The sequence below is a fragment of the Oerskovia enterophila genome (assembly GCF_001692445.1).
GTDB lineage: Bacteria > Actinomycetota > Actinomycetes > Actinomycetales > Cellulomonadaceae > Oerskovia > Oerskovia enterophila.
Map to the genome: position 1 here is coordinate 1 of NZ_MAQA01000062.1, position 24496 is coordinate 24496.

Genomic DNA, 24496 nt, shown 5'->3' on the forward strand with positions numbered 1-24496 from the left:
TGTCGAGCGCGGTGTTGGCGCCGGTCACGTAGGCCTGGTGGTGCTTGGAGTGGTGCAGCTCCATGATGCGGCCGGAGATGTGGGGCTCGAGTGCGCCGTAGTCGTACGACAGCTCGGGAAGGGTGTAGACAGCCATGGTGAGTCCTCTCGTTCGGTGTCGGCCACGCTAGGACCTCAACCAGGGTTGAGGTCAAGTCGGACGCCCCGGGTCGCGGCCGCGGCGGACGGACCCGCTCGGCACGATCCCTGGGGCACGTGGCCCTGCCCCGAGCACATCATGACCGGGCGCGACCTGCACGTCCTTCTCAGGAACGGGCGTGTCCCGGTGGCAGACCGCGGTACGTCAGGTGGCGAGACAGGTGGCGAGACTCAGCTCGCGCGCTGCTGGCCGCTCATCGCGTGGATCGACTCCATGACCTGGTCGGTGAGCTCGCGCCGCGCCTGCGCGGGCTTGCCCGAGGTGATCTGGCGAACGGGCTCGATGGGCTTGCCGAACTCGACCGTCACGCGGTGGATGCGCGGGAGGCGCGCGCCGACGGGCTGGACCTTGTCGGTGCCCTTGATCGCGACGGGGACGATCGGCGCGTGGCCCGCGAGCGCGAGCCAGGCGACACCGGTGTGCCCCTTGTGGAGCTTGCCGTCGCGCGAGCGCGTGCCCTCGGGGTAGATCCCGAAGGCCCCGCCGTTGTTGAGCACCTCGAGCGCGTCCTCGAGCGAGCGCTGCCCGGCGCGCGGGTCGTCGCGCTGCACGGGGATGTGGCCGAGGGTCGTGAAGAACCAGCGCGAGACGCGCCCCTTGAGCCCGGTGCCCGTGAAGTACTCGGCCTTGGCGAGGAACGTGACGTGGCGCGGGGCGACGATCGGGATGAGCAGCGAGTCCACGAACGAGAGGTGGTTGCTCGCGAGGATCACGGGTCCGCGCCGGGGGATGTTGTTCAGACCGGTCACGCGTGGCCTCAGGAACGCGTAGGCCAGGAGCGACAGGATCAGCTTCAGCACCCGGTAAGTCATCCGTACATTGTGCACCGACGTGCAGGGCTGCCCGACGACGACCGCCCGCCCGGGCGTGGTGCGCGGTGGTCGCGCGGCGGACCACCGGGGAGAACGCCCGCGATTGCACAGATGTTCACGGCGCCTGGTACGGCGCGCAGCCCGCGACTGCTCAGGGTCTCGTCAACCGAACGCGACGACCGTCCCGTTCCTCGTGCCGAACACGCCGCCACCGACCGCGAAGAGGCTCCACGCGTCGACGGCCACCTGCTCCTCCCATCGCGTGCTCCCGTCGGCCACGTCGATCGACACCCAGCGGGACTGCGCGCCGTTGTCCTCGCTGTAGGCGATCGTCAGCCCGCCGCGGCTCGCGAAGGCCGCCGCGACCTGGCCGTTCGTCCTTCCGACCGCGGGGTCCTTCCACGCCCACACCTCCTCGCCCGTGGCCGAGTCCACGGCCACCGCCCCCGGGTAGGACGAGATGACGGTCAGATCGCGAGTGACGAGGAGAACCTGGGTGGCGTAGCCCGAGAAGGCCCACAGCTCGTCACCCGCCTCGTCGAGCGCCACGACCCCGGGCCCTCTCCTCGAGAACAGCAAGGGCGGTCCCGTGCCGTCCGTCGCGAGGGACTCCATGAGCTCGCCCTGGACGCTCCAGAGCACCGTCCCGTCGGTGTCCAGGAGCTCGGAGTCGGTCATCCCGGCCCGGACGAGTCGACCGTCACGGATCTGCTGCACGCGGGTCAGCTCCGTGGAGAGGACCGTCCCGTCGCTCGACAGGCTGGCGTTCACGTCGCACCCGAGGAGCATGAGGACTCCGCCCGTCTCGTAGAGCTGCACCACGTCCCAGCCGTCGGCCGACGGGCTGCCCTCCTGGTAGGCCATGCACGAGCTGTCGCCCTCGTCGGACGTGCGCGTGGGCACGGTCTGCGTCCAGCGCACCTCGCCCGTGCGGGCGTCCTCGACGAGCACGACGACGTCACGTCCGTCCCGTACCACCCGCGCCAGGTCACCGGTCGAGAGCACCGTGGCGTTTCCTCGGGCGGGGTCCAGAGCACGCTCGGCCATGGTCCTCCCGTCCAGCCCGAGGACCGTGACCGTGCTCGGGGGGAGCGTGAAGGCCGGGGCGGCCTCCTCTGCCTCGGCCCAGCCCAGGCACGTGACCGACCGCGCGTCGAGGGCGTCGGCCGACGGACCACCGGAGGCGCCGCACTGCACGGACCCCAGGCCGTCGCGCCGCCACGCCTCTGCGCCCGTCGCGCGGTCGTACGCGACGAGCGCGCCCTCGGCGGCGACGACGAAGAGCTCGCCCGCCGCGAGCGGCCAGGCCTCACCGACGTCGACGGTCCACAGCTCGCGCGGTGGTCGCTCGAGCCCGACGACGCCACCGGGCACCGCCCGCAGCAGCGCCTCGGCCTGCCGGGCACGCACCACGTCCACGAAGGTCAGGCCGCCGAGCACCAGGACGAGCGCGGCCGCGACCCCAGCGAGCAGCACGCGTCGGCGCTTCCTGGCCCGCAGGTCGGCCGGCGCGTCCTCATGGGCGGACCCGTCGGACCCCGACGGGTCCGACACGGCGCCGGTCTCACCTCCCTCGCCCGGCGAACCCGCGGCGACGTCCGCGCCCGGGCGCGCGGCGCCGTCGGGCAGGGGCGTGCCGTGGACACCTGGCACGCCACCGGGCGCGCCCCACCCCCCGGGCCGCGGCGCGAAGAGGTCGTCACCGTCGTCCAGGTCGTCGACCACCTCGAAGGTGATCGGGCGAGGTTGCTCTCGGCGTCGAAAGGGCACGCCCGGAGCCTAGCTCCCGGGCGTGCCCTCGTGACGGGTCCGCTCAGCGCGACGCGACGGTGACCAGGTAGTCGTCGGCGTCGTCGTCCCAGCGCAGCTCGATCGCGCCCGCGGTCTGCGCGGCCTTGCAGAACTGGAGGAAGCTGCGGTAGCCGAGCGCCTTCTCGCTGAAGTCCGGACGCTTCTTGCGGAGCTGGTTCTTGAGGCCCGACAGCGGCGCCGAGTCGCCCTGCTCCCCCACGACCGTGCGCAGCAGCGCGAAGTCGTCGCCCGCGTGCCCGCGCTCGGGCAGCGAGACCTCGGGGTCTCCCGTCGCGGGGCCCGCGCTGAGCTGCACCACTCCGCGCTCCTCGAGGTAGCGCAGGAACTCCCCGAAGTTGCGGAAGCCGTAGTCGGCCTCGCTGAACGTGGGGTCCTTGCGCAGCAGGGTGCGCTTGAGCGTCGAGGCCACGACGGCCCCGCTCGACGAGCTCGACAGGTCCGCGAGGGTCTGCGCGACGAGGACCGCGAGGTCCTCGTCCTCGGACGCGGACGACGCGCCGTGCCCGACGGCGGACTCGAGCTCGGCCTCGACGTCCAGCGGGACGGGCGTGGGCTCGGGCAGCGAAGGTACAGGCTCGGTGGCCGTCTCCGTGGCCGATGCGGGCGGCGTCGCGGACCCGCCCGAGGGAGCGGCCGAGGCCTTGCTCGAGGAGCTCGACGAACCCGACGACCTTCCCGAGGACTTGCGCGCCGTGCTGCGGTTCGAGCTGTTCGAGGACCGCTTGCGCTCGACGGGCTCGTCGGGGATCTCGACCCCCTCGAGGCGGTCGTAGAAGAGGAACTCGTCGCACGCAGGCGGCAGCAGCTTGGACGTCGAGTTCTCGACGCCGATCCCGATCACGCGCTTGTTGAGCTCGCGCAGCTTGTGCACGAGGGGCGAGAAGTCGCTGTCCCCTGTGCACATGACGAACGTCGAGATGTACTCGCGCTCGAACGCCATCTCGATCGCGTCGACGACCATCTTGATGTCGGCGGCGTTCTTGCGCGAGGCCCCCATGCGCTGGGGCATCTCGATGAGCTCGACCTGGTGGCGGGTCAGGGAGCGTCGGTCCTCGTCGAAGTAGGACCAGTCGGCATAGGCGCGGCGGACCACGACCCGACCGCGCGCGGCGAGCGCGTCGGCGATCGGCTTGAAGTCGAAGGTCATCCCGCCCAGATGGTCGCGCGCACCCAGCGCGAGGTTGTCGTAGTCGAGGAAGACGGCCAGACGTTCTTCGGTGTCCATGTCCGCCAGGGTATGGCCCGGGCGGGGCGAACGCCCATCCGCCGGGGCGGCCGGGTGGCGGAGCGCGGGGCCTCGTCCGGCCGCGAGCGCCGCGCTAGCATCGGTCGGTGCGCAAGATCGGGCTGCTGGGTGGCATGAGCTGGGAGAGCTCTGCCCTCTACTACGCCGTCATCAACGAGGGCGTGAAGGATCGCCTCGGCGGGCTGCACTCGGCGCGCTGCGTGCTGGGGTCGGTCGACTTCGCCGGGGTCGAGGAGATGCAGTCGACGGGCGACTGGGAGGCCGCGGGCGCGCTGCTCGCCGCCGAGGCCGTGGCGCTGGAGCGCGCAGGTGCCGAGCTCCTCGTCCTGTGCACCAACACCATGCACAAGGTCGCCGACGCGATCGAGCGCGCGGTCGGCATCCCGCTGCTCCACCTCGCCGACGTGACGGCTCAGGCCGTGCTCGCTGCGGGGCTCAGGACGGTCGCCCTCCTCGGGACGCGCTTCACCATGGAGGAGGCCTTCTACCGCGACCGGCTCGCGGGCCACGGCCTCCAGGTCCTGGTCCCCGGCGCCGACGACCGGTCGACGGTCGACCGCGTGATCTACCAGGAGCTCGTGCTCGGCGAGGTGCGCGACGCGTCGCGCGACGCCTTCCGTCGCATCATCGACGAGCTCGCCTCGCGCGGGGCCGAGGGTGTGATCCTCGGGTGCACCGAGATCGAGCTGCTCGTCCGGCCTGCGGACAGTGCGCTCCCGACCTTCCCGACCACGCGCCTGCACGCCGAGGCCGCGGTCCGCGAGGCCCTCGCCCCCGTCGCCTGAGCGCACCGACTTCCCCCCTTCTCGGCCAGCGCGGGCGCGGCCGCGCCCCCGCCCGCGCCGGCGCGCGGGGGACATGTTGGGACATGAACTCCCTCTGCGCCAGTTTTCCGACACTTGTTGACGTTTCACCCACCCCTCAGTAGCGTTCTTGCTGAGTTGATGCAAGAACTGAACAGTTGTCTGCTCGAAGTGGAGCAGATGGCTGCAACTCTCGAAGGATCAGCCAGTCGAGCAGCCCGGGATCCCCGGGCCACGCCTGCGCCTTCAGGGCCTCAGCGATGGAGCGAGGCCGGTCTGGCACGGGGCTCGCCCTACCACCGTCACCGTTGACGGGAGATCGAGGACCTACCGATGAGAAGTCCACGCACGTCACTCCGGCTGCTCGCAGCAGCCACCAGCGCCACCCTGCTCCTACCGTTCGCCCTGGCGACGTCGGCCGCCGCGGCTCCCGTCGTCCTCTCGGCGGGCAAGCCTGCCGCGGCGAGCAGCAACAGCTCGCCCTACCTGGCGGGCAACCTCACCGACGGCAACCAGGGCACCTACTGGGAGTCCTCGAACGGCGCGTTCCCCCAGTGGGCGCAGGTCGACCTCGGGTCGGCGGCCACCGTCGAGGACCTGGTGCTCAAGCTCCCGGCCGGCTGGGGAGCACGGACCCAGACCATCACGCTCCAGTCCAGCACCGACGGCTCGTCGTACAGCACCCTCAAGGCGAGCGCCGCGTACACGTTCGACCCCGCCTCGGGGAACACCGTGACGGTCGACGTGCCCGACACGTCCGCGCGGTACGTCCGTGCGAGCGTCTCGGCCAACACCGGCTGGCCGGCCGGGCAGCTCTCGGAGCTCGAGGTCCGCGGGACGGCCGGGACCGGCGGGGGCACCGACCCCGGCGGCCCGGGCACCCCGCCGACCGGCACCGACCTCGCCCAGGGCAAGCCCGTCGAGGGCTCCTCGACCGAGTGGACCTTCGTGGCGTCGAACGCCACCGACGGGAACCCGGCGACCTACTGGGAGGGGGCGGGCGGGCAGTACCCGAGCACCCTCACCGTGGGGCTGGGGTCCGACGCGGCGCTCAGCGACGTCGTCGTGAAGGTGCCTCCGGCAGCCGCCTGGTCGGCCCGCACCCAGACCTTCGAGATCCAGGGCCGGTCCCAGACCGGCGGGGCGTGGACCACGCTCAAGGCCTCGGCCGCCTACCGGTTCGATCCCTCGACCGGCAACTCGGTGTCCGTCCCCGTGAGCGGCACCGCGGCCGACGTCCGGCTGCGCTTCACGGGCAACACCGGTTCGGGCAACGGCCAGGTCGCCGAGCTGCAGGTCTACGGCACCCCGGCGTCCAACCCCGACCTCACCGTCACAGGGGTCACGGCGACCCCGGTGTCCCCGCTCGAGTCGGACGTCATCACCCTGACGGCGACGGTCAAGAACATCGGGACCAAGGCGTCGGCCGCGACCGACGTGGCCTTCACGCTCGACGGGCAGACCGTGGCGACCAAGCCCGTCGGGGCGCTCGCCGCCGGCGCGCAGTCCGTCGTCACCGCGAGCATCGGCAGCCGGACGGCGGGCTCCTACGCGATCGGGGCCGCCGTCGACGCGGCGAAGACCGTGGTCGAGCAGGACGAGTCCAACAACGCCTACACGCACCCGACCCGGCTGGTCGTCACGGCCGTGCCGAGCTCCGACCTGATCCCCACCCTGACCTGGAACCCCAGCAACCCCGCGGCCGGCAGCACCGTCACGTTCACGGCGACCCTCGCCAACCAGGGCAACATCGCCTCGGCCGCCGGCAGCCACGGCGTGACCGTCACGCTCAGGGACACGGCGACGGGCGCCACGGTCAAGACGCTCACGGGGAGCGTCTCCGGGTCCGTCGCGGTCGGCGCGACCAGCACGGGCGTGAACCTGGGCACCTGGGTCGCGGGCGACGGCAGCTACGACGCGACCGTGGTCGTCGCGGCGGACGCCCACGAGGTCGCGGCCAAGCAGGCCAACAACACCGCGACGCGGTCGCTCTTCGTCGGGCGTGGCGCGAACATGCCCTACGACACCTACGAGGCGGAGGACGGCGTCGTGGGCGGGGGCGCACAGGTCGTCGGGCCCAACCGGACCGTCGGTGACATCGCCGGCGAGGCGTCGGGCCGCAGGGCGGTCACCCTGAACACGACGGGCGCCTACGTCGAGTGGACCACCAAGGCTCCGACCAACACGCTCGTGACCCGGTTCTCGATCCCCGACTCGACGGGCGGCGGCGGGACCGACGCGACGCTCGACGTCTACGTCGACGGTCAGCTCCTCAAGACCCTCGACCTCACGTCGCGGTACGCGTGGCTCTACGGCAACGAGACCAACCCCGGCAACCAGCCCGGAGCCGGCGGCCCCCGTCACATCTACGACGAGACCAGCGTCCTGCTCGGGACCACCGTCCCGGCCGGCGCGAAGATCAGGCTCCAGAAGTCCGCGAGCAACACCTCCCGCTACGCGATCGACTTCGTCGACCTCGAGCTCGCGACGGCGCAGCCCAACCCGAACCCCGTCGCGTACGTCCAGCCCGCGGGCTTCACGCACCAGGCGGTCCAGAACGCCCTCGACAAGGTCCGCATGGACACGACCGGCACCCTCAAGGGCGTCTACCTCCCGGCCGGCGACTACCAGACCGCGAGCAAGTTCCAGGTCTACGGCAAGGCCGTCGACGTCGTGGGCGCGGGCCCCTGGTTCACGCGCTTCTTCGCCCCGGCGTCCCAGGAGAACACCGACATCGGCTTCCGGGCCGAGGGCACGGCCAACGGCTCGGCGTTCCGCGACTTCGCCTACTTCGGGAACTACACGTCACGCATCGACGGGCCGGGCAAGGTCTTCGACTTCGCGAACGTCAAGGACATGACGATCGACAACATCTGGGTCGAGCACATGATCTGCATGTTCTGGGCGTCCAACATGGACGACTCGGAGATCAAGAACTCCCGCATCCGCAACACGTTCGCGGACGCGCTCAACATGACCAACGGCAGCGCGAACAACCACGTGCACAACAGCTCGGCCCGAGGCACCGGGGACGACTCGTTCGCGCTCTTCGCGGCGACCGACTCGGGAGGCAGCGGACAGCAGGGCAACGTGTTCGAGAACCTCACGTCGACGCTCACCTGGCGTGCGGCCGGCCTCGCGGTCTACGGGGGGCAGGACAACACGTTCCGCAACTTCTACATCGCGGACACCCTCGTCTACTCGGGCGTGACGATCAGCTCGCTCGACTTCGGCTACCCGATGGAAGGGTTCGGCCCCCTGCCGACGACGTTCGACGGCATCACCGTGGTGCGGTCGGGCGGGCACTTCTGGGGCTCCCAGACGTTCCCGGCGGTCTGGCTGTTCTCGGCGTCGAAGAAGTTCAGCGCGATCCGGGTCAACGACCTCGACATCGTCGACCCGACCTACGCCGGGATCATGTTCCAGACGAACTACGTGGGGTCCACCCCGCAGAACCCGTTCCAGGACACGGTCCTCTCGAACGTCTCGATCACCGGTGCCCGCAAGAGCGGCGACCAGTTCGACGCCAAGTCCGGCTTCGGCATCTGGGTCAACGAGGCGGCCGAGGCCGGCCAGGGCCCGGCGGTCGGCTCGGTCACGTTCAACAACCTGCAGATGAGCAACAACGTCCAGGACATCAAGAACACGACCTCGACGTTCACGATCGTCCGCAACCCGTAGCGGCCGATCCCCGACGGCGGGCGGCCGGCCACTCTCCGGCCGCCCGTCGTCGGGCCCCCGGGGTGGTCGTCCCCGACCACCCCGCACCCGGAAGACCGACCCGCCCTGGGCGGGAGATCAAGGACGATCATGAGAACACCGTTGAAGCACCTGGTCGTGGTGAGCGCCGCGATCGCGCTCGTCGTACCGCTCGGCGCGGCGGCCGTGGCACAGGCCGCGCCCCCCGCACCGACCAACCTGGCCGTCGGCAAGCCCGTCGCGGCCTCGTCGGTCACGCAGAGCTATGCGGCCTCGAACGCGAACGACGACAGCACCAGCACCTACTGGGAGGGCGCGGGCGGGCAGTACCCCTCGCACCTGACCGTCAGCCTCGGCAAGGACGCCGACCTCGACCGCGTCGTGGTCAAGCTGCCGCCGCCCTCCGCCTGGTCCTCACGGACCCAGACCTTCTCGCTGCTCGGCCGCGCCGAGGGCGCGACGACCTTCACGACCCTCAAGGCCTCGGCGGCCTACGCGTTCGACCCGGCGACGGGCAACAGCGTCGCGATCCCGGTCTCGGCCGAGGTCGCGGACGTCCGCCTCGCCTTCACGGGCAACACGGGGGCGGCGAACGCGCAGGTCGCCGAGCTCCAGGTCTGGGGCACGTCCGACGGGTCGGGCGAGCCGACGCCCGAGCCCACGGAGACCCCCACGGACCCGACCGGGACCAACCATGCCAAGAGCCGGCCGGCCGTCGCCTCCTCGACCGAGTGGCAGTTCGCGGCGGGCAACGCCGTCGACGGGCAGCCGAGCACCTACTGGGAGGGCGCGGGCGGGCAGTACCCGTCGACGCTCGACGTGCAGCTCGCCTCCCCGACCGAGGTCAGCACCGTGACCGTCAGGCTGAACCCTGACGCGGCCTGGGGTCCGCGCACGCAGACCTTCTCGGTGTGGGGCCGGTCCGGGACCGGGGCCTGGCAGCAGCTCAAGGCCTCTGCGGCCTACGCGTTCGCGCCCTCGACCGGGAACACCCGCAGCATCACGGTGGCAGGGAGCGTCACCGACGTGCGGCTCCAGTTCACGGCCAACACCGGCGCGGGCAACGGCCAGGTCGCCGAGCTCGAGGTCTACGGCACCCCGGCCGCCAACCCGAACCTGAACGTCACGGCGGTCGGCGCGACACCGGCCGCGCCCGACGCGACAACCCCCGTCGCGCTCACGGCGACGGTCAGGAACACGGGCGACCGCGCATCGGCGGCGACCACGCTGGACGTCACGGCCAACGGCCAGAAGGTCGGCTCGGCCGCGGTCGGTGCGCTCCAGCCCGGCGCGTCGACCCAGGTCACGGTCGCGATCGGCGCCCGTCCCGCGGGCCAGTACACGATCGGTGCGGTCGTGGACCCGACGAACACCGTGGTCGAGAAGGACGAGACCGACAATGCGTTCACGTCCCCGACGAAGCTCGTCGTGGGCGAGGCGCCCGGGCCGGACCTCGAGATCGTCTCGGTCTCGTCCACCCCGGCCAACCCCGCCGTCGGTGCGGCCGTGACGTTCTCGGTGCAGGTGCGCAACCGCGGCAACCAGCCCGTCCCGGCCGGTTCGGTGACGCGCGTCGTCGCCGGCTCGACCACGCTCAGCGGCACGACGCCGGCCATCGCCGCGGGCGCGACCGTCACGGTCTCCTCGAGCGGCTCGTGGACCGCGACCAACGGCGGGGCCACCGTGACGGCCACTGCCGACGCGACCGGCGTCGTCGCCGAGACGAACGAGAACAACAACACGGGCACGCTCACCGTGACCGTGGGCCGCGGCGCGGCCGTCCCGTACACGACGTACGAGGCGGAGAAGGGTCAGTACACCGGCACGCTGCTCCAGGCCGACCCGCTGCGCACGTTCGGGCACACGAACTTCGCCTCGGAGTCGTCGGGCCGTGAGTCCGTGCGCCTCACCAGCACGGGCCAGTACGTCCAGCTCACCTCGACCAGCGCGACGAACTCGATCGTCGTGCGCAGCTCGATCCCCGACGCCCCCGGCGGCGGGGGCCAGGAGAAGACCATCAGCCTCTACGCGGACGGCCAGTTCGTGCAGAAGCTGACCCTGTCGTCGAAGCACTCCTGGCTCTACGGCACCTCCGACGGGCCCGAGTCGCTGAGCAACACGCCCAGCGGTGACGCGCGTCGTCTCTTCGACGAGTCCCACGCGCTGCTCGGCCGGTCCTTCCCGGCGGGCACGGTGTTCACGCTCCAGCGCGACGCCGGGGACGACGCGGCGTTCTACGTCATCGACCTCGTCGAGCTCGAGCAGGTCGCTCCCCCGACCGCCAAGCCCGCACAGTGCACGTCGATCACCGAGTACGGCGCCGTGCCGAACGACGGGCTCGAGGACACGGCCGCCATCCAGGCCGCGGTCACCGCGAACCAGAACGGCGAGATCGAGTGCGTGTGGATCCCGGCGGGGCAGTGGCGCCAGGAGAAGAAGATCCTCACCGACGACCCGCTGAACCGCGGCATGCACAACCAGGTGGGCATCAGCGACGTGACGATCCGCGGCGCCGGCATGTGGCACTCGCAGCTCTACACGCTCCTCGAGCCGCACCTCGCCCCGGGCGTCATCAACCACCCGCACGAGGGCAACTTCGGGTTCGACATCGACGACAACGTCCAGATCTCCGACATCGCGATCTTCGGGTCCGGCCGGATCCGCGGCAACAACGCCCAGGAGGAGGGTGGCGTCGGCCTCAACGGCCGGTTCGGCAAGAACACGAAGATCAGCAACGTGTGGATCGAGCACGCGAACGTCGGAGTGTGGGTCGGTCGCGACTACGACAACATCCCCGAGCTGTGGGGGCCGGCCGACGGGCTGCAGCTCACCGGCATGCGCATCCGCAACACCTACGCGGACGGCATCAACTTCAGCAACGGGACGCGCAACTCGCTCGTCGTCAACTCGACGTTCCGCACCACGGGCGACGACGCGCTCGCCGTCTGGGCCAACCCCTACGTCAAGGACCGCACCGTCGACGTCGCCCACAGCAACGCGTTCCGCAACAACACGGTCCAGCTGCCGTGGCGCGCCAACGGCATCGCGATCTACGGCGGCTACGACAACTCGATCGAGAACAACCTGATCTCCGACACCGCGAACTACCCCGGCATCATGCTGGCGACCGACCACTCCCCGCTGCCGTTCTCCGGGACGACGCTCATCGCCAACAACGGGCTCTACCGCACGGGCGGGGCGTTCTGGAACGAGGACCAGGAGTTCGGTGCGATCACGCTGTTCCCGCAGACGCACGACATCACGGGCGTGATCATCCGCGACACCGACGTCTACGACTCGACCTACGACGGGATCCAGTTCAAGAACGGTGGCGGGAGCATGCCCGACGTCCGGATCTCGAACGTCCGCATCGACGGGTCGCAGAACGGGTCCGGGATCCTCGCGATGAGCGGGGCGCGCGGCAACGCGATCCTGTCGGGCGTCACCATCACCAACTCCGGTGAGGGGGACATCGACAAGGAGCCCGGCTCGCAGTTCGTCATCTCGGGGAGCTGACCGAGGAGCTCGACCGTCGTGCGGTGCCAGGGGGTCCTGGCGCCGCACGACGGCGTCGCGCAGCTCGTCGGGTCGACCGCGGGGCCCGGCGGCCCGGCACTCTCATCCCAGCCCGGTGATCGCCGACCGGTCGAACCGCAACCGCCCGTCCGCGGCCAGGAACGCCTCAGGATCCCCGCCGTGCTCCTGGGTCCACCGGACATCGCCCGTCGCTTGGTCGAGCGCCACCACGGTGTATCCCCCCGACGCGGCCGGCCCCACCAGGATCGCCGTGGCCCCGTCGGCGCCGGTGCCACCGACGCGCTGCGGCAGAGCGTCCGAGAGCGGGCCGACGACGCGACGCCACCGCTCGTCGCCCGTCACGGCGTCGAGCGCGACGGTCTCCCGGTCGATGGTCTGCACGATCACGACGTCCGCGGTCCGGACGAGAACCTGCCGCGCCGCGACCTGTGCGGTCCAGGCCGTCGCGCCGCCGGGGTGCAGCGCGAGCAACGCGTCGCCCTGGTCCAGCAGGATCAGGTCCTGGGTCGTCCCGTGGTGCGCGCCGCCCTCGAGCAGCAGTCCCTCGCTCGTCCACCGCACCGTACCGTCTGCCGCCAGGGCGTCGGCCGGGCCCGCCACAGCGGTACCCGACGACCGGAGGAACGTCCCGTCACCCAGCGCGGCAACCGTCGTCAGAGCCAGGGGCTCGTCGACGACCAGGCCGTCGGCGGTCAGGAACGACCAGACCCCGCAGCCGAACACCGTGACCACCCCTGACCGGACCTCGGTCCGCAGGACGCCCCCCACCGATCCCTCGCACGTCCACTCCAGGCCGGACTCCCGCACGGTCAGCCGCTGCTCCCACGCGACCTCGCCCGTCCGCACGTCGGTGGCGCGCACCACGGCCCCTGCCGCGTCCCTGCTCGCCTGGAGCACCACGCCACCGACCCCGACGGTCGGGGTCCCCGCCGCCAGGTCGAGCACGCCGTCGGCCACCACCGAGCCGTCGAGGCTCACGAGCCGGGCGGTCACCTCGTCGGCAGCGGTCTCGAGGCACACGACGAACCTCGCCGTCCCGTCCCCGACAGCGGATTCGGTCGAGCCGGCCGTGGACTCCGTGCTCGCGCTGCAGTCCTGCCCCGCGAGCTCGTCGAGCCGCCAGCTCTCGGTGCCCGTCCCGACGTCGAACCCCGCGAGACCGGAGCGGCCCGGCACCACCAGCAGGTCGTCGACGACGAAGGGCGTCCCGCCGTCGGTCGTGACGCTCCACAGGTCGCGTGGCGCGTGGCTCAGGTCGAGCACGCCGCCGTCGGTCCGCTCGATCGCCTCGTGCGTGTCGTCCTGCGTCGACGCTCTGTCCACGAGCACCACGGCGAGCGCGACCCCGACCGCGGCGACGCCGAGCACGAGGCCCGCGCGCCGACGTCGGGTCTGCGGGGAGCGCCCACGGCGCGCCGGTCCCCCCTGCCCTCCAGCCGGGTCCGGCCCGCCCGGCGCGTCGAGGTCGTTCCCCTCCGCAGAGTCGTCGAGCACGAACGTGACGGTCTGCTGGCTGCGGCGGCGGGGCACGCTCGGAGCCTAGTGGTCACGGACGGGCGCCCCGACCTCCCCCGGGACGACCGACGGGCGTACGTTGGGAGAGCGCCCGCGGGACCGACGGAGCACCGCGCGGGAGTGCGCGAGAACCGCGAAACGGGTCGAATCCGCACCGCCAGACCCTTCTGTCTCACTCTTCGAGCAGATACTGGCTCAGATCATGGATTCCCCCTACGATCGTCAACACCATCCAGAGCGGTCGAGAGTCCTGGCTCGTTGACACCGCAGCAACCCCCCAACGGAAGCCTCCCGCGGGTACGGGTGCTACAGCCAGGTTCGATGGAGCGATTCATGACCGAGGCATCTTTCCGCGCAACCCCGCACCGCGGGGTCCTGTGCACCGTCCACCGCGCCCCGCGCACGGCCACCGTGGTCACCGCCGGCGCGCCCCTCGCCCTCCCGGCGGTCGCCCGATGAGCATCGTCGACCTGGGGCACTTCGGGCACGAGGCACCGCGACCCACGGTGTCGTTCGAGCTCATGCCCCCGCGCCGCCCCGACGCCGCGCCCAAGTTCTGGGAGACCGCGCGCCGGCTCGTCGCGACCTCGCCCGACTTCGTGTCGGTCACCTACGGCGCGGCCGGCACGGACCGCGAGACCTCGCGCCGCGTCATCAGCCAGCTCCTGCACGGCACGCCCGTGCTGCCGATCGCCCACCTGACCTGCGTGGGTGCCTCGCGCGAGGACGTCGAGGACGTCATCACGGACTTCCTCGACGCGGGAGTGCGCAGCTTCCTCGCCCTGCGCGGAGACCCGCCGCGCGACCAGCCCGACTGGCGCCCCGCCGAGGACGGCGTGCGGTCGAGCACCGAGCTCGTAGCCCTGCTGCGCGAGGTCGAGGCAGCGCGCTGCGCCGCGAGCCCGAGCGTCGCGCTGCGCGGCGCGGCCCGCCCCCTGACCATCGCGGTCGCGACGTTCCCCGACGGCAACCTCGCCGCGGGCACGAGCCGCACCCAGGAGGTGCGCCGCCTCTGGCAGAAGCAGCAGGCCGGAGCGGACTTCGCGATCACGCAGCTCTTCTACGAGGCGTCGTCCTACATCGACTTCGTCGCCGAGGCGCGCGCCGCCGGCGTGACCATCCCGATCCTCGCGGGCCTCCTGCCCATGACGGACCCGGCCCGCCTCGCACGCGTCGAGGAGCTCACGGGGGTCCCCGCGCCGCGTCGCGTCGTCGAGGCCCTCGAGGCGGAACCGGACCCGGCCGCGCGCCACGCACTGGGCATCCGGCACTCGGTCGAGCTCGCTCGCCAGGTCCTCGCGGCCGGCGCGCCCGGCCTCCACATCTACACCTTCAACAAGCACCAAGCCGCTCTAGACCTGCTCGAGGGAGTCGACCTCGGCGGTGGGGCAGCGGGGGACGCCAGCGGCGTCTCGTCCCGCACCCCCGACCTGGCCAGCGGGCCGTGGGTCTCCGGCACTCCCCTTCCCTCCTCCGAGCCTGCCCTGGGCAGCGCATCGGTCTGACCAGTTCAGAGGTATTCACCATGAGTGCACCCACGTTCCCCTCCGGTTCCGTCCTCGGCTACCCCCGCATCGGCCCGCGCCGCGAGCTCAAGAAGGCCGTCGAGTCCTTCTGGGCCGGCAGGACCACGGCCGACGAGCTCGAGGCCACGGCCTCGGCGCTGCGCGTCGCGGCCGCCCAGCGTCTCGTCGACCTGGGCCTCGACGCCTCGTCGGGCGCCGTGCCCGGCTCGTTCTCCTACTACGACCAGGTGCTCGACGTCGTCGCTCTCCTCGGGGCGGTCCCGTCGCGCTTCGCGTCGCTCACCGACGAGAAGGGCGCGCTGGACCTCGCGGGCTACTTCACGGTCGCGCGCGGCGCGGGCGAGGACGCTCCGCTCGAGATGACCAAGTGGTTCGACACGAACTACCACTACCTGGTCCCCGAGATCAGCGAGTCCACGCCGTTCCGCTTCGCGGACGACCGCATCGTGCGCCAGTTCGTCGAGGCCAAGGCCGCGGGCGTCGTGACCCGTCCCGTCGTCGTCGGGCCCGTCACGTTCCTCGCGCTGTCCAAGGCCGCCGACGACAGCGCGCCCGGCTTCAGCCCGCTCTCGCGCCTCGCGGACGTCCTGCCCGTGTACGTCGAGCTGCTGCGCGCCCTGGCCGCGGCCGGTGCACCGTGGGTGCAGCTCGACGAGCCCGCGCTCGTGTCCGACTCGATCGACGTGCCGGCCGCCGAGGTCCACGCCGCGATCACCGAGGCGTACCGGGTGCTCGCGACCGAGCTCGCGGTGGGTACCGAGCGTCCCGCGATCCTCGTGGGGGCACCGTTCGGCGGGCTCGTCGGCTCCGGGCAGGACGGCCTCGACGGCCTCGCTCTCCTGGCCGCGTCCGACGTCGAGGCGATCTCGCTCGACCTCGTCAAGGGCGCCGTCCCGGCGGGCCCCGTCGCGGGCCTCGCGGACAAGACCGTCGTCGCGGGCGTGATCGACGGCCACAACATCTGGCGCGCCGACCTCACCGCGAAGCTCGACGTCCTCGACGCGGTGCGCGGGCTGGGTGCCGGCGCCGTGTCGGTCGGCAGCTCGACCTCCCTCCTGCACGTCCCGCACGACGTCGAAGCCGAGGACTGGACGAACGGCTCGATCGACGCCCGCCTGCGTGACTGGCTCGCGTTCGCGGACCAGAAGGTCGGCGAGGTCGCGATCCTCGCCCGGGCACTGACCGAGGGGCGTGACGCGGTCGCCGAGCAGATCGAGGCGTCCCGCGCCGCGGTGGCCTCGCGCGCGGTGGCGAGCGGCGTCGTCGTGCCTGCGGTGCGCGAGCGCGCCGCAGCCCTGACCGAGGGCGACTTCTCGCGCGGCGACTACGCCGAGCGCGCGGCCGCCCAGCAGGCCAAGCTGAACCTCCCGCTGCTGCCGACCACGACCATCGGGTCGTTCCCGCAGACCCCGGAGATCCGCCGCGCCCGCGCGCTCAACGTCAAGGGCGAGCTGTCCGACGTCGACTACACGACCGCGATGCAGGACGAGATCCGCCGCGTCGTCGAGCTCCAGGAGCAGATCGGCCTGGACGTCCTGGTGCACGGCGAGCCCGAGCGCAACGACATGGTCCAGTACTTCGCGGAGAACCTCGACGGGTTCGCCGTCACCGCGAACGGCTGGGTCCAGTCCTACGGCTCGCGCTGCGTGCGCCCGCCGATCCTGTGGGGCGACGTCACGCGTCCCGCCCCCATCACGGTCGACTGGTCGACGTTCACGGCCTCGCTCACCGAGAAGCCGGTCAAGGGCATGCTGACCGGTCCGGTCACGATCCTCGCGTGGTCGTTCGTGCGCGACGACCAGCCGCTCGGCGACACGGCCAACCAGGTGGGCCTGGCGCTGCGCGACGAGATCGCGGACCTCGAGGCGGCCGGCATCGGCATCATCCAGGTCGACGAGCCCGCGCTGCGCGAGCTCCTCCCGCTGCGCAAGGACGACCAGGCCGCGTACCTCGACTGGTCGGTGAGCTCGTTCCGCCTCGCGACCGCGGGCGTCGAGGCCGAGACGCAGATCCACACGCACCTGTGCTACTCGGAGTTCGGCGAGGTCATCGGGGCGATCGACGGGCTCGACGCCGACGTGACGTCGGTCGAGGCCGCGCGCTCGCGCATGGAGATCGTGCCCGAGCTGGCCGAGGCCGGCTACGCCCGCGGGATCGGCCCGGGTGTCTACGACATCCACTCGCCGCGCGTCCCCTCGACCGAGGAGGTCACCGATCTCCTCGAGCTCGCGGTGAAGTCGATCGACTCGCGCCTCGTGTGGGTCAACCCCGACTGCGGTCTCAAGACGCGTCGCTACGAGGAGACCGTGGCCTCGCTCGAGAACCTCGTCGCGGCGACGAACGCGGTGCGCGCCCAGCTCGGCTGACGCTCGGGACACCCGGGGAGCGGCGGGCCCACGGTCCACCGCTCCCCGGGAAGTTCTCCCCATTCCCTGGGGACCACCGCCACCAGTAGCATCGGCGCGCACGACTTCGCTCCACCGTGGGGCGAGACTCTTCGTCCCGATGGGGGAACCATGCACGCCGCCGCACCCGTACCGACCACGACCGACCAACCGCTCTGGGCCGAGGGCCGGAAGAAGATGCGGCTGACCGCTGCCGTCTCCCCGTTCCTGGCCGTGGCGCTGCTCGCGCTCATCGCGTCCCTGCGGTTCGGCGACGACGAGAACTTCGGGCTGTTCCTCGTGATCGCGGTCGTCGCGGTGCTCGCGATCATCCTCCCGTTCCTCGTCTACTGGGTGCGCCAGGCCACGCCGTTCTCGGTGGACCTCCGGTCGCGCACGCTGCGCATCGGCGACGGGCCGGCCCGACCGTTCTCCGACGTCACCTACGCGTACACGCGGATCGAGCAGGGCTCCCTCACGCTGCGCTTCGGGTTCTCGGAGACCGACCGCACCGCGATCCTGCGCAACCTCACGCAGGTCGTGAACTTCCGTCTGCCCGAGGCCGACGCGCGCGCCCTCATGGAGGTCTTCGCGGGCTCGAGCCTGCCCGAGGAGAGCGTGGCCACCAAGGCCTTCATGGCGCAGAAGGTCCAGCTCGGCAAGGCCGACGCGATCGAGGTCGTCGCCGCGCTCGCGCAGCTCCCGCGCATCGCCTGAGGTAGGCACCCGCGCCGCCCGTTCCCGGGCCGCGCGGCGGACGGAAGCCGCCGGGACGGACGGAAGCCGCCGGGACGGACGAGGGGCCCAGCACCGTGCGGTGCTGGGCCCCTCGTCGTGCGTGCCGTCCGGCGTCAGCGGTCCCGGCCGGCCATCGGGATGAAGCAGCCGAGCGTGACCAGCGCGAGGCCCGCGGAGAAGATCCAGGCGTGGCCCGACTCGACCGTGAAGGCCCACCCGAAGGCGACCATCCCGCCCACGAACAGGATGAACGCCACGAGGAAGCGGGCGACGGCCCCGGCTCGCTCGGTGGCCTCGTTGCGCTGCGTCGTCTGGCTGCTCATGCTCTTCGCTCCGTACTGGTCGTGTCGTTCGGTGGGGTCTCGCGGGGTTCCCCCGCGCGAGCGGGGGGCGTCTGCCCGACGACGTCACGCACGCGAGGCGTCCGGCCGTCAGTCCAGGTAGTGCTCCACCGTACCGGCATCCCGGATCGACGCGGCATCCGGGTCACTCCCGAACTCCCTCGCGGCGTCGCGCTGTCTCAGCAGGTCCCAGCACTGGTCGAGCTCGGTCTCGATCGCGCGGAGCCGCACGTTCTCCTCCGACGCGGTGATCTCCCCGCCGGCGAGCTCGTCGCGCAGGCGCCGCTCCTCCGCCACCAGGTCGCCGATGTACTGCCGGATCCCTCGGTCCTCGGTCATTCCCCCACGGTACGACCGGGGCGCGGCGCGCGCCCGACGGGTCGCCCGCCCGTGCGCAGTCCGCGCGCACGGGGACGCGCGGTGCCACCGCCGACTGCTCGTCGCAACCCGAATCACCCGGAACGTGACGTGTCCGACGATCTGCGCCATTCGGCGTGCGAGCCGCGCGGAACGCTGTCAAGGTAGGTGCTTACCGGCCAATAAGGCACATTCGGGACAAAAGGAGAATGACATGGGCTTCATCGCATTCATCGTTCTGGGACTGCTCGCCGGACTCATCGCTCGCGCCATCCTCCCGGGCAAGCAGACCGGGTCGATCCTCATGACGATCCTCCTCGGCATCGTCGGTGCGCTGCTCGGCGGCTGGCTCGGGAGCGTCCTGTTCTCGGCGCCCCTCGAGGAGTTCTTCTCGATCCAGACGTGGCTGCTCGCGATCGTCGGCTCGGTCATCGTGCTGGGCATCTACGGCGCGGTGCGCGGCCGCAACGGTCGTACCGCCTGACCGACCCGCTCCCCCAGGCCGTCACCGCGCGCTCGTCGCGCCCCGTCCGGCCGCGGTGGCAGAGCGAAGGGCCCGCCTCCTCGTCCTGAGGAGGCGGGCCCTTCGTGCGTCCGCCGCTACGCCACGCCCGCGGCGTACCGGGCGGGGTCCGCGTCGAACGCAGGCCCGCACCCGGCGCAGCAGAAGTAGTACCGCTCGCCCTCGTGGTCGCGATACAAGCCCGCCGCTTCGGCAGCCTTCTTGCTGACCGCGCTCCCGACCATGACCGGGCAGGTCGTCATGTCGTCGCTCGCCGCTCCGGGAGCGGTCTCGGAGCCGGTGCCCGCCGCGTCCGGGTCAGCCGTGCGGGTGCTGCAACAGCTCGAGGTGGCCGGGGGGTCGTTCGTCATCGTGGGTGATTCCCTTCGTGGTTCCAGTGGGTGTGAGGGTCGGGGCGTCACGGTCTGGCGACGCTCCGGAACCCGCGCAGGCGCAGGCTGTTGCCCACGACGAAGACGCTCGACAGCGCCATCGCCGCCCCTGCGAGCATGGGGTTGAGCATGCCGAGCGCCGCGACGGGGATGGCCGCGACGTTGTAGGCGAAGGCCCAGAAGAGGTTGGTCTTGATCGTCCCGAGCGTCCTGCGGGACAGACGGATCGCGTCGACCGCGCTCCGCAGGTCGCCGCGCACGAGCGTGATGTCGGACGCCTCGATCGCGACGTCGGCACCGGTTCCCATGGCGAGCCCGAGGTCGGCCTGGGCGAGGGCGGGGGCGTCGTTGACGCCGTCGCCGATCATCGCGACGGTCTTCCCCTCGGCCTGGAGCCGGGTGACGACGTCGACCTTGTCCTTCGGCAGGACCTCGGCGATGACCTCGTCGATGCCCACCTCCGCGGCGATCTGCCGGGCGACGGCCTCGTTGTCACCGGTGAGGAGCACGGGGGTCAGCCCGATCGCCTTGAGCTGTGCGATCGCCTCGGCGCTCGTCGGCTTCACCGTGTCGGCCACGACGAGGATGCCGCGCGCGCGGCCGTCCCAGCCCACGGCGACGACCGTCTTGCCCTCGCCCTCGGCACGCGCCTTCGTGGCGGCCAGACCGTGGCTCAGCTCCTGAGACCACTCGGCGAGCAGCGACTCGCGGCCCACCAGGACGGCATGGCCGTCGACGACGCCCTGCACGCCCTTGCCCTCGACGTTCGCGAAGTCCTCGGGGATCGGCAGGGCACCGACCTCCTGGGTGGCGCCCTTGGCGACCGCCTGGGCGATCGGGTGCTCGGACGCCTCCTCGAGCGCGCCGGCGAGCCGGAGCAGCTCGGCACGATCGACCCCGGGCTCGACGACCACGTCGACGAGCGTCATCCTGCCGGTCGTGACCGTGCCGGTCTTGTCCAGCACGACGGTGTCGATCGTGCGGGTGGACTCGAGCACCTCGGGGCCCTTGATGAGGATGCCCATCTGCGCGCCGCGGCCGGTGCCGACCAGGAGTGCGGTCGGTGTGGCGAGCCCCAGGGCGCAGGGGCACGCGATCACGAGGACCGCGACCGCCGCGGTGAACGCCGCGGTCACGGGGAACCCGGCGCCCAGCCAGCCCCCCAGCGTGAGGGCCGCGACCACGATCACGACCGGGACGAACACGCCGGAGATCCTGTCGGCCAGACGCTGCACCTCGGCCTTGCCGGTCTGGGCGTCCTCGACGAGCCGGGCCATCTGCGCGAGCTGCGTGTCCGACCCGATCCGGGTCGCACGGACCACGAGCCGACCGCCCGCGTTCGTCGTGGCGCCGGTGACGGTGTCTCCCGCGGAGACCTCGACCGGTACCGACTCCCCGGTGAGCATGGACTCGTCCACGGCGGACGTGCCGGTCACCACGACGCCGTCCGTGGCGATCTTCTCGCCCGGGCGGACGACGAACTCGTCGCCGACCTGCAGGTCCTCGACGGGGATCTTGGTCTCGACCTCTCCGCGCAGGACCGAGACCTCCTTCGCGCCGAGCTCGAGCAGTGCGCGCAGGGCCGCGCCGGCCTGCTTCTTGGAGCGCTTCTCGAAGTACCGGCCGGCGAGGATGAACATCGTGACCCCGGCCCCCACCTCGAGGTAGATGTTCGCCGCACCGTCGGACGGTGCCAGCGAGAGCTCGAACGGGTGCGTCATGCCCGGGGTGCCCGCGGTGCCGAAGAACAGCGCGTACACCGACCACAGGAACGCGGCGGAGGTGCCCATCGAGATCAGGGTGTCCATCGTCGCGGCGCCGTGCTTGAGGTTCACCCACGCCGCCTTGTGGAACGGCCAGGCCGCCCACACGATCACGGGCGAAGCGAGCGCGAGCGACGCCCACTGCCAGTACGTGAACTGCCAGGCCGGGACCATGGCCATCGCGATGACCGGCACGGTCAGCACGACCGCTCCGATCAGACGGTGGCGCAGCGAGGTCAGCTCGGGGTCGTCCTCCTCACCTCCTCCTGTGGGTCCTCCGTCCTTGCGCCCGCCTCGGGGCGCGGGCAGGGCGGCGGTGTACCCGGTCTTCTCGACCTCGGCGATCAGCACCGCCGGGTCGTACCCGTCCGGGACCGTCACACGGGCCTTCTCGGTCGCGTAGTTCACGGTCGCGACCACGCCGTCGAGCGTGTTCAGCTTCTTCTCGATCCGCATCGCGCAGGACGCGCAGGTCATCCCACCGATCTCCAGCTCGACGCCTGTGGTCACGCCCGCGGGCGCTGTTGTGCTCATGTGCAGCTCCTTCTCTCGACTGGTGGGAAAGGGTCGGGGCCCTTTGGGTCAGGGGCCCTGCGGGTGCGAGACGCCGTCGTGCCGGCCCGTCTCGGTCCCCCCGGTCCAGTCGGCCACGGCACTCTCCGGCACGACGGCGCCGGCGACGCCGAACGCGCTGCCGAAGGCCACGACGAGCCCGAGCCCGTAGAGGGTCAGTCGCGCGCCGGTCCTCATGCCGAACGCACGGCCGAGTAGCCGGCCTCCTCGACCGCGGCCAGGACCCGCGCGTCGTCGACGGGCCGGGGTCCCGTCACGACGAGCCGACCCGTCTGCGCGCTCACCTGGATGTCCTCGACCCCGGCGACCTGTCCGACCTCCTCGCGGATCGACAGCTCGCAGTGGCCGCACGTCATGCCCGACACCTGGTACTCGTTCGTGGCCATCGCGGGGCCTCCCTCTCGTGAAGCGATACCCCCACCGGGTACCTCTGGACCGTGAATGTATACCCCTTGGGGGTATAGCGCAAGCACGATCCTCCCTCCGCTCCTCGGGGCGAAGGGACATCTCCACCGATCGACGAAGGGCGAGTGGCCAGATACCCCTACGGGGTAGTTCCACGTCGAGCCGGAAGCCGCTCATCAGCATGTTCGCCCATCCTTGACACCCATACCCCCTATGGGTATAGGTTCTGCGACGCCGGGCCCGCCGGCCGTTCCTCAGGAGGAGAGCTCATGTCTACCCATCCACCCCTGTCGCCGACGAAGCGGTGGCTCGGCCTGGCGTTGATCGCCACGGCGCAGTTCGTCGTCATCATGGACACGTCGATCATCGGCGTCGCGCTGCCGGACATCCAGAGAGATCTCGGGTTCACGCCGGAGTCCTTGTCGTGGGTGTTCAACGCCTACGTGGTCGCGTTCGGCGGCCTGCTCCTGCTGGGCGGCCGCCTCGCCGACGTGTTCGGTGCCCGGAAGATCTTCGCGCTGGGCTGGGTCGTGCTGATCGTCGGATCGATCCTGGCGGGAGCCGCGAGCAGCATCGGGCTCGAGATCACGGGCCGCGCGATCCAGGGCGCCGGTTCCGCGATGATCGCGCCCGCCGCACTGACCCTGCTGATGATGCTCTTCGGCGGGAGCCGTGACCTCCCCAAGGCCTTCGCGGTCTACGGCGCAGCGGCTCCGGTCGGAGGCAGCGCCGGGGTCTTCCTCGGAGGGGTCCTCACCGAGTACGCGAGCTGGCCCTGGGTCTTCTACGTGACCGTGCCGATCGCGGTCCTCGTGCTCGCGTTCACCGCGACGACGCTCCCGCGCACCCCCCGGAAGCCCTCGGGCTCGATCGACGTCGCCGGGGCGCTCACCGTGACGGCCGGGCTCGCTGCTGTCGTCTACGCCGTGGTCAACGCCCCGGAGGTCGGCTGGCTCACCGCACCCACCCTCGGCGTGCTGGCCGGAGGCATCGGCCTGCTCGGCATCTTCTTCGTCATCCAGGCACGCAGCCGCAACCCGCTGCTCCGCCTCGGGCTGCTCCGCGCTCCCCAGCTCGGCGCGGCGAACGGGGCGCAGCTCCTGCTGGGGGCCGCGTGGGTCTCGATGTGGTTCTTCCTGAACCTCTACCTGCAGCAGGTCCTCGGTGCGAGCTCCTTCGCGGCGGGTGCCGCGCTCCTCCCGATGACCGGTCTCGTCGTGCTGGTCATGCTGGCCTGGGCCCCTCGGCTCCAGCAGAGGTTCGGCGCGCGGTCGCTCATCGTGACGGGCCTCCTCCTGCTGGCAGCCGGACTCGTGTGGCTCTCGTTCGTCCGTCCTGATGGCAGCTACGTGGTCGACGTCCTGCCCGCGTCGCTCCTGGCAGCGCTCGGCATGTCCCTCGCGTTCGTCCCCTCGCTCGGCACCGCCATCAACGCCGCACCCGCGGCCGAGACGGGCGTCGCTTCGGGCCTCGTGAGCACGAGCTATCAGATCGGTTCCGCCCTCGGGCTCGCGGCGCTCACGGCCGTCGTCCACGTCGTCTCCGGTACCGACCCCTCACGGGTCGACCTGACCCAGGGGTACTCCGCGGCGTTCGTCGGGGCGGGAGCCCTCGCCCTGGTCGGAGCGGTCGTGACGGCCGTCGCGATGTCGAGGCCCCGCGTGCCCGTCGCCGCGTCCGACGGAACGATCGGCCGCTAGCCGCTCGCTCCGCGACGAAGGTCGCAGGGCGCCTCGCACGACGGCCGAGCCCGCTCGACGCCGGGGTCCGGGTCCACACGGCAGAGATGTCCGGTGGCCCCGGGCCGCGGCCCGCCCGGCCCACCAGGTCCGGGAGCGGGCGGGCGGCCCGCAGCAACCCGCCCGGCCGGGCCACCCCGCCCGGCCGGGCGG

19 protein-coding genes, 1 pseudogene and 1 riboswitch are annotated in these 24496 nt (G+C 71.7%); of the genes and pseudogenes, 9 read left to right on the top strand and 11 right to left on the bottom strand.

Annotation, left to right across the window (positions count from 1 at the left end; genetic code table 11):
* From OERS_RS17985 to OERS_RS18000, 4 genes and pseudogenes are all read right to left on the bottom strand, one after another.
* Positions 1–136 (bottom strand): annotated as a pseudogene (locus OERS_RS17985) (superoxide dismutase); the annotation flags it as partial.
* A 233-nt stretch (positions 137–369) separates the two neighbouring features.
* A complete protein-coding gene (locus tag OERS_RS17990) occupies positions 370–1011 on the bottom strand; it encodes a lysophospholipid acyltransferase family protein (protein ID WP_068627455.1) in 642 nt (213 codons plus the stop codon).
* 162 nt (positions 1012–1173) lie between these two features.
* Complete coding sequence (locus OERS_RS17995) at positions 1174–2781, bottom strand: outer membrane protein assembly factor BamB family protein (protein ID WP_139107930.1); 1608 nt, start codon at positions 2779–2781, stop codon at positions 1174–1176.
* Between the two features lie 43 nt (positions 2782–2824).
* Positions 2825–4048, bottom strand: a complete 1224-nt coding sequence (locus OERS_RS18000) for an NYN domain-containing protein (protein ID WP_056648357.1) — start codon at positions 4046–4048, stop codon at positions 2825–2827.
* Between the two features lie 107 nt (positions 4049–4155).
* On the opposite strand from OERS_RS18000, the gene OERS_RS18005 reads away from it, so the two are divergent.
* From OERS_RS18005 to OERS_RS18015, 3 genes are all read left to right on the top strand, one after another.
* Complete coding sequence (locus tag OERS_RS18005) at positions 4156–4854, top strand: aspartate/glutamate racemase family protein (protein ID WP_068627457.1); 699 nt, start codon at positions 4156–4158, stop codon at positions 4852–4854.
* Positions 4855–5205: 351 nt separating this feature from the next.
* Positions 5206–8553 (top strand): discoidin domain-containing protein, encoded by a 3348-nt coding sequence (locus tag OERS_RS18010; RefSeq protein ID WP_068627458.1) that lies wholly within the window; start codon positions 5206–5208, stop codon positions 8551–8553.
* 129 nt (positions 8554–8682) lie between these two features.
* The gene (locus tag OERS_RS18015) at positions 8683–12087 is read left to right on the top strand and encodes a CARDB domain-containing protein (RefSeq protein ID WP_068627459.1); all 3405 of its coding nucleotides are present in this window, start codon (positions 8683–8685) and stop codon (positions 12085–12087) included.
* 102 nt (positions 12088–12189) lie between these two features.
* Here OERS_RS18015 and OERS_RS18020 read toward each other — a convergent pair whose 3' ends face one another.
* Positions 12190–13638, bottom strand: coding sequence for an outer membrane protein assembly factor BamB family protein (locus OERS_RS18020; RefSeq protein WP_068627460.1), 1449 nt, complete (start codon positions 13636–13638; stop codon positions 12190–12192).
* Positions 13639–13848: 210 nt separating this feature from the next.
* A riboswitch (SAM riboswitch) is annotated at positions 13849–13951 on the top strand.
* 5 nt (positions 13952–13956) lie between these two features.
* On the opposite strand from OERS_RS18020, the gene OERS_RS22310 reads away from it, so the two are divergent.
* The 4 genes from OERS_RS22310 (at position 13957) to OERS_RS18035 (ending at position 18250) form a co-directional block, all read left to right on the top strand.
* Positions 13957–14082, top strand: a complete 126-nt coding sequence (locus OERS_RS22310; RefSeq protein WP_255354355.1) for a hypothetical protein — start codon at positions 13957–13959, stop codon at positions 14080–14082.
* Complete coding sequence (locus OERS_RS18025; RefSeq protein ID WP_056648341.1) at positions 14079–15128, top strand: methylenetetrahydrofolate reductase; 1050 nt, start codon at positions 14079–14081, stop codon at positions 15126–15128. Before OERS_RS22310 ends, OERS_RS18025 begins: the two co-directional genes overlap by 4 nt.
* 20 nt (positions 15129–15148) lie before the next feature.
* A complete protein-coding gene (metE, locus tag OERS_RS18030; RefSeq protein WP_068627461.1) occupies positions 15149–17515 on the top strand; it encodes a 5-methyltetrahydropteroyltriglutamate--homocysteine S-methyltransferase in 2367 nt (788 codons plus the stop codon).
* A 150-nt stretch (positions 17516–17665) separates the two neighbouring features.
* Entirely contained in the window at positions 17666–18250 is a 585-nt protein-coding gene (locus OERS_RS18035; RefSeq protein WP_068627462.1) for a hypothetical protein, read from the top strand.
* Between the two features lie 134 nt (positions 18251–18384).
* On the opposite strand, the gene OERS_RS18040 is transcribed toward OERS_RS18035, so the two are convergent.
* A complete protein-coding gene (locus tag OERS_RS18040; RefSeq protein WP_056648334.1) occupies positions 18385–18594 on the bottom strand; it encodes a hypothetical protein in 210 nt (69 codons plus the stop codon).
* Positions 18595–18702: 108 nt separating this feature from the next.
* The gene (locus OERS_RS18045) at positions 18703–18951 is read right to left on the bottom strand and encodes a DUF2630 family protein (RefSeq protein WP_068627463.1); all 249 of its coding nucleotides are present in this window, start codon (positions 18949–18951) and stop codon (positions 18703–18705) included.
* A 232-nt stretch (positions 18952–19183) separates the two neighbouring features.
* Between OERS_RS18045 and OERS_RS18050 the strand changes: the two genes are divergently transcribed.
* Positions 19184–19453, top strand: a complete 270-nt coding sequence (locus OERS_RS18050) for a GlsB/YeaQ/YmgE family stress response membrane protein (protein ID WP_056648328.1) — start codon at positions 19184–19186, stop codon at positions 19451–19453.
* A gap of 116 nt (positions 19454–19569) precedes the next feature.
* Here OERS_RS18050 and OERS_RS18055 read toward each other — a convergent pair whose 3' ends face one another.
* From OERS_RS18055 to OERS_RS18065, 4 genes are read right to left on the bottom strand one after another with little or no spacing between them, the layout of a single operon-like run.
* Positions 19570–19842 carry a YHS domain-containing protein gene (locus OERS_RS18055; protein WP_068627464.1) on the bottom strand — a complete coding sequence of 91 codons (273 nt, stop codon included), beginning with the start codon at positions 19840–19842 and terminating at the stop codon, positions 19570–19572.
* 47 nt (positions 19843–19889) lie between these two features.
* The gene (locus OERS_RS18060; protein WP_068627465.1) at positions 19890–22160 is read right to left on the bottom strand and encodes a heavy metal translocating P-type ATPase; all 2271 of its coding nucleotides are present in this window, start codon (positions 22158–22160) and stop codon (positions 19890–19892) included.
* Between the two features lie 48 nt (positions 22161–22208).
* Positions 22209–22376 (bottom strand): hypothetical protein, encoded by a 168-nt coding sequence (locus OERS_RS21295; protein WP_211268515.1) that lies wholly within the window; start codon positions 22374–22376, stop codon positions 22209–22211.
* Positions 22373–22585, bottom strand: a complete 213-nt coding sequence (locus OERS_RS18065; RefSeq protein ID WP_068627466.1) for a heavy-metal-associated domain-containing protein — start codon at positions 22583–22585, stop codon at positions 22373–22375. Before OERS_RS18065 ends, OERS_RS21295 begins: the two co-directional genes overlap by 4 nt.
* Positions 22586–22873: 288 nt before the next feature.
* On the opposite strand from OERS_RS18065, the gene OERS_RS18070 reads away from it, so the two are divergent.
* On the top strand, positions 22874–24304 hold the full coding sequence (locus OERS_RS18070) for an MFS transporter (protein WP_068627467.1): 1431 nt from the start codon (positions 22874–22876) through the stop codon (positions 24302–24304).
* The last annotated feature ends 192 nt before the right edge of the window (positions 24305–24496 follow it).

Bases quoted from the DNA above. Each gene is read 5' to 3' on its own strand.
- OERS_RS18050 (WP_056648328.1), top strand. From the start codon at position 19,184: ATGGGCTTCATCGCATTCATCGTTCTGGGACTGCTCGCCGGACTCATC.
- OERS_RS18025 (WP_056648341.1), top strand. From the start codon at position 14,079: ATGAGCATCGTCGACCTGGGGCACTTCGGGCACGAGGCACCGCGACCC.
- metE (WP_068627461.1), top strand. From the start codon at position 15,149: ATGAGTGCACCCACGTTCCCCTCCGGTTCCGTCCTCGGCTACCCCCGC.
- OERS_RS18015 (WP_068627459.1), top strand. From the start codon at position 8,683: ATGAGAACACCGTTGAAGCACCTGGTCGTGGTGAGCGCCGCGATCGCG.
- OERS_RS18045 (WP_068627463.1), bottom strand. From the start codon at position 18,951: ATGACCGAGGACCGAGGGATCCGGCAGTACATCGGCGACCTGGTGGCG.
- OERS_RS18000 (WP_056648357.1), bottom strand. From the start codon at position 4,048: ATGGACACCGAAGAACGTCTGGCCGTCTTCCTCGACTACGACAACCTC.
- OERS_RS17990 (WP_068627455.1), bottom strand. From the start codon at position 1,011: ATGACTTACCGGGTGCTGAAGCTGATCCTGTCGCTCCTGGCCTACGCG.
- OERS_RS18070 (WP_068627467.1), top strand. From the start codon at position 22,874: ATGTCTACCCATCCACCCCTGTCGCCGACGAAGCGGTGGCTCGGCCTG.
- OERS_RS18065 (WP_068627466.1), bottom strand. From the start codon at position 22,585: ATGGCCACGAACGAGTACCAGGTGTCGGGCATGACGTGCGGCCACTGC.
- OERS_RS18010 (WP_068627458.1), top strand. From the start codon at position 5,206: ATGAGAAGTCCACGCACGTCACTCCGGCTGCTCGCAGCAGCCACCAGC.
- OERS_RS18035 (WP_068627462.1), top strand. From the start codon at position 17,666: ATGCACGCCGCCGCACCCGTACCGACCACGACCGACCAACCGCTCTGG.
- OERS_RS22310 (WP_255354355.1), top strand. From the start codon at position 13,957: ATGACCGAGGCATCTTTCCGCGCAACCCCGCACCGCGGGGTCCTGTGC.
- OERS_RS18055 (WP_068627464.1), bottom strand. From the start codon at position 19,842: ATGACGAACGACCCCCCGGCCACCTCGAGCTGTTGCAGCACCCGCACG.
- OERS_RS18040 (WP_056648334.1), bottom strand. From the start codon at position 18,594: ATGAGCAGCCAGACGACGCAGCGCAACGAGGCCACCGAGCGAGCCGGG.
- OERS_RS21295 (WP_211268515.1), bottom strand. From the start codon at position 22,376: ATGAGGACCGGCGCGCGACTGACCCTCTACGGGCTCGGGCTCGTCGTG.
- OERS_RS18060 (WP_068627465.1), bottom strand. From the start codon at position 22,160: ATGAGCACAACAGCGCCCGCGGGCGTGACCACAGGCGTCGAGCTGGAG.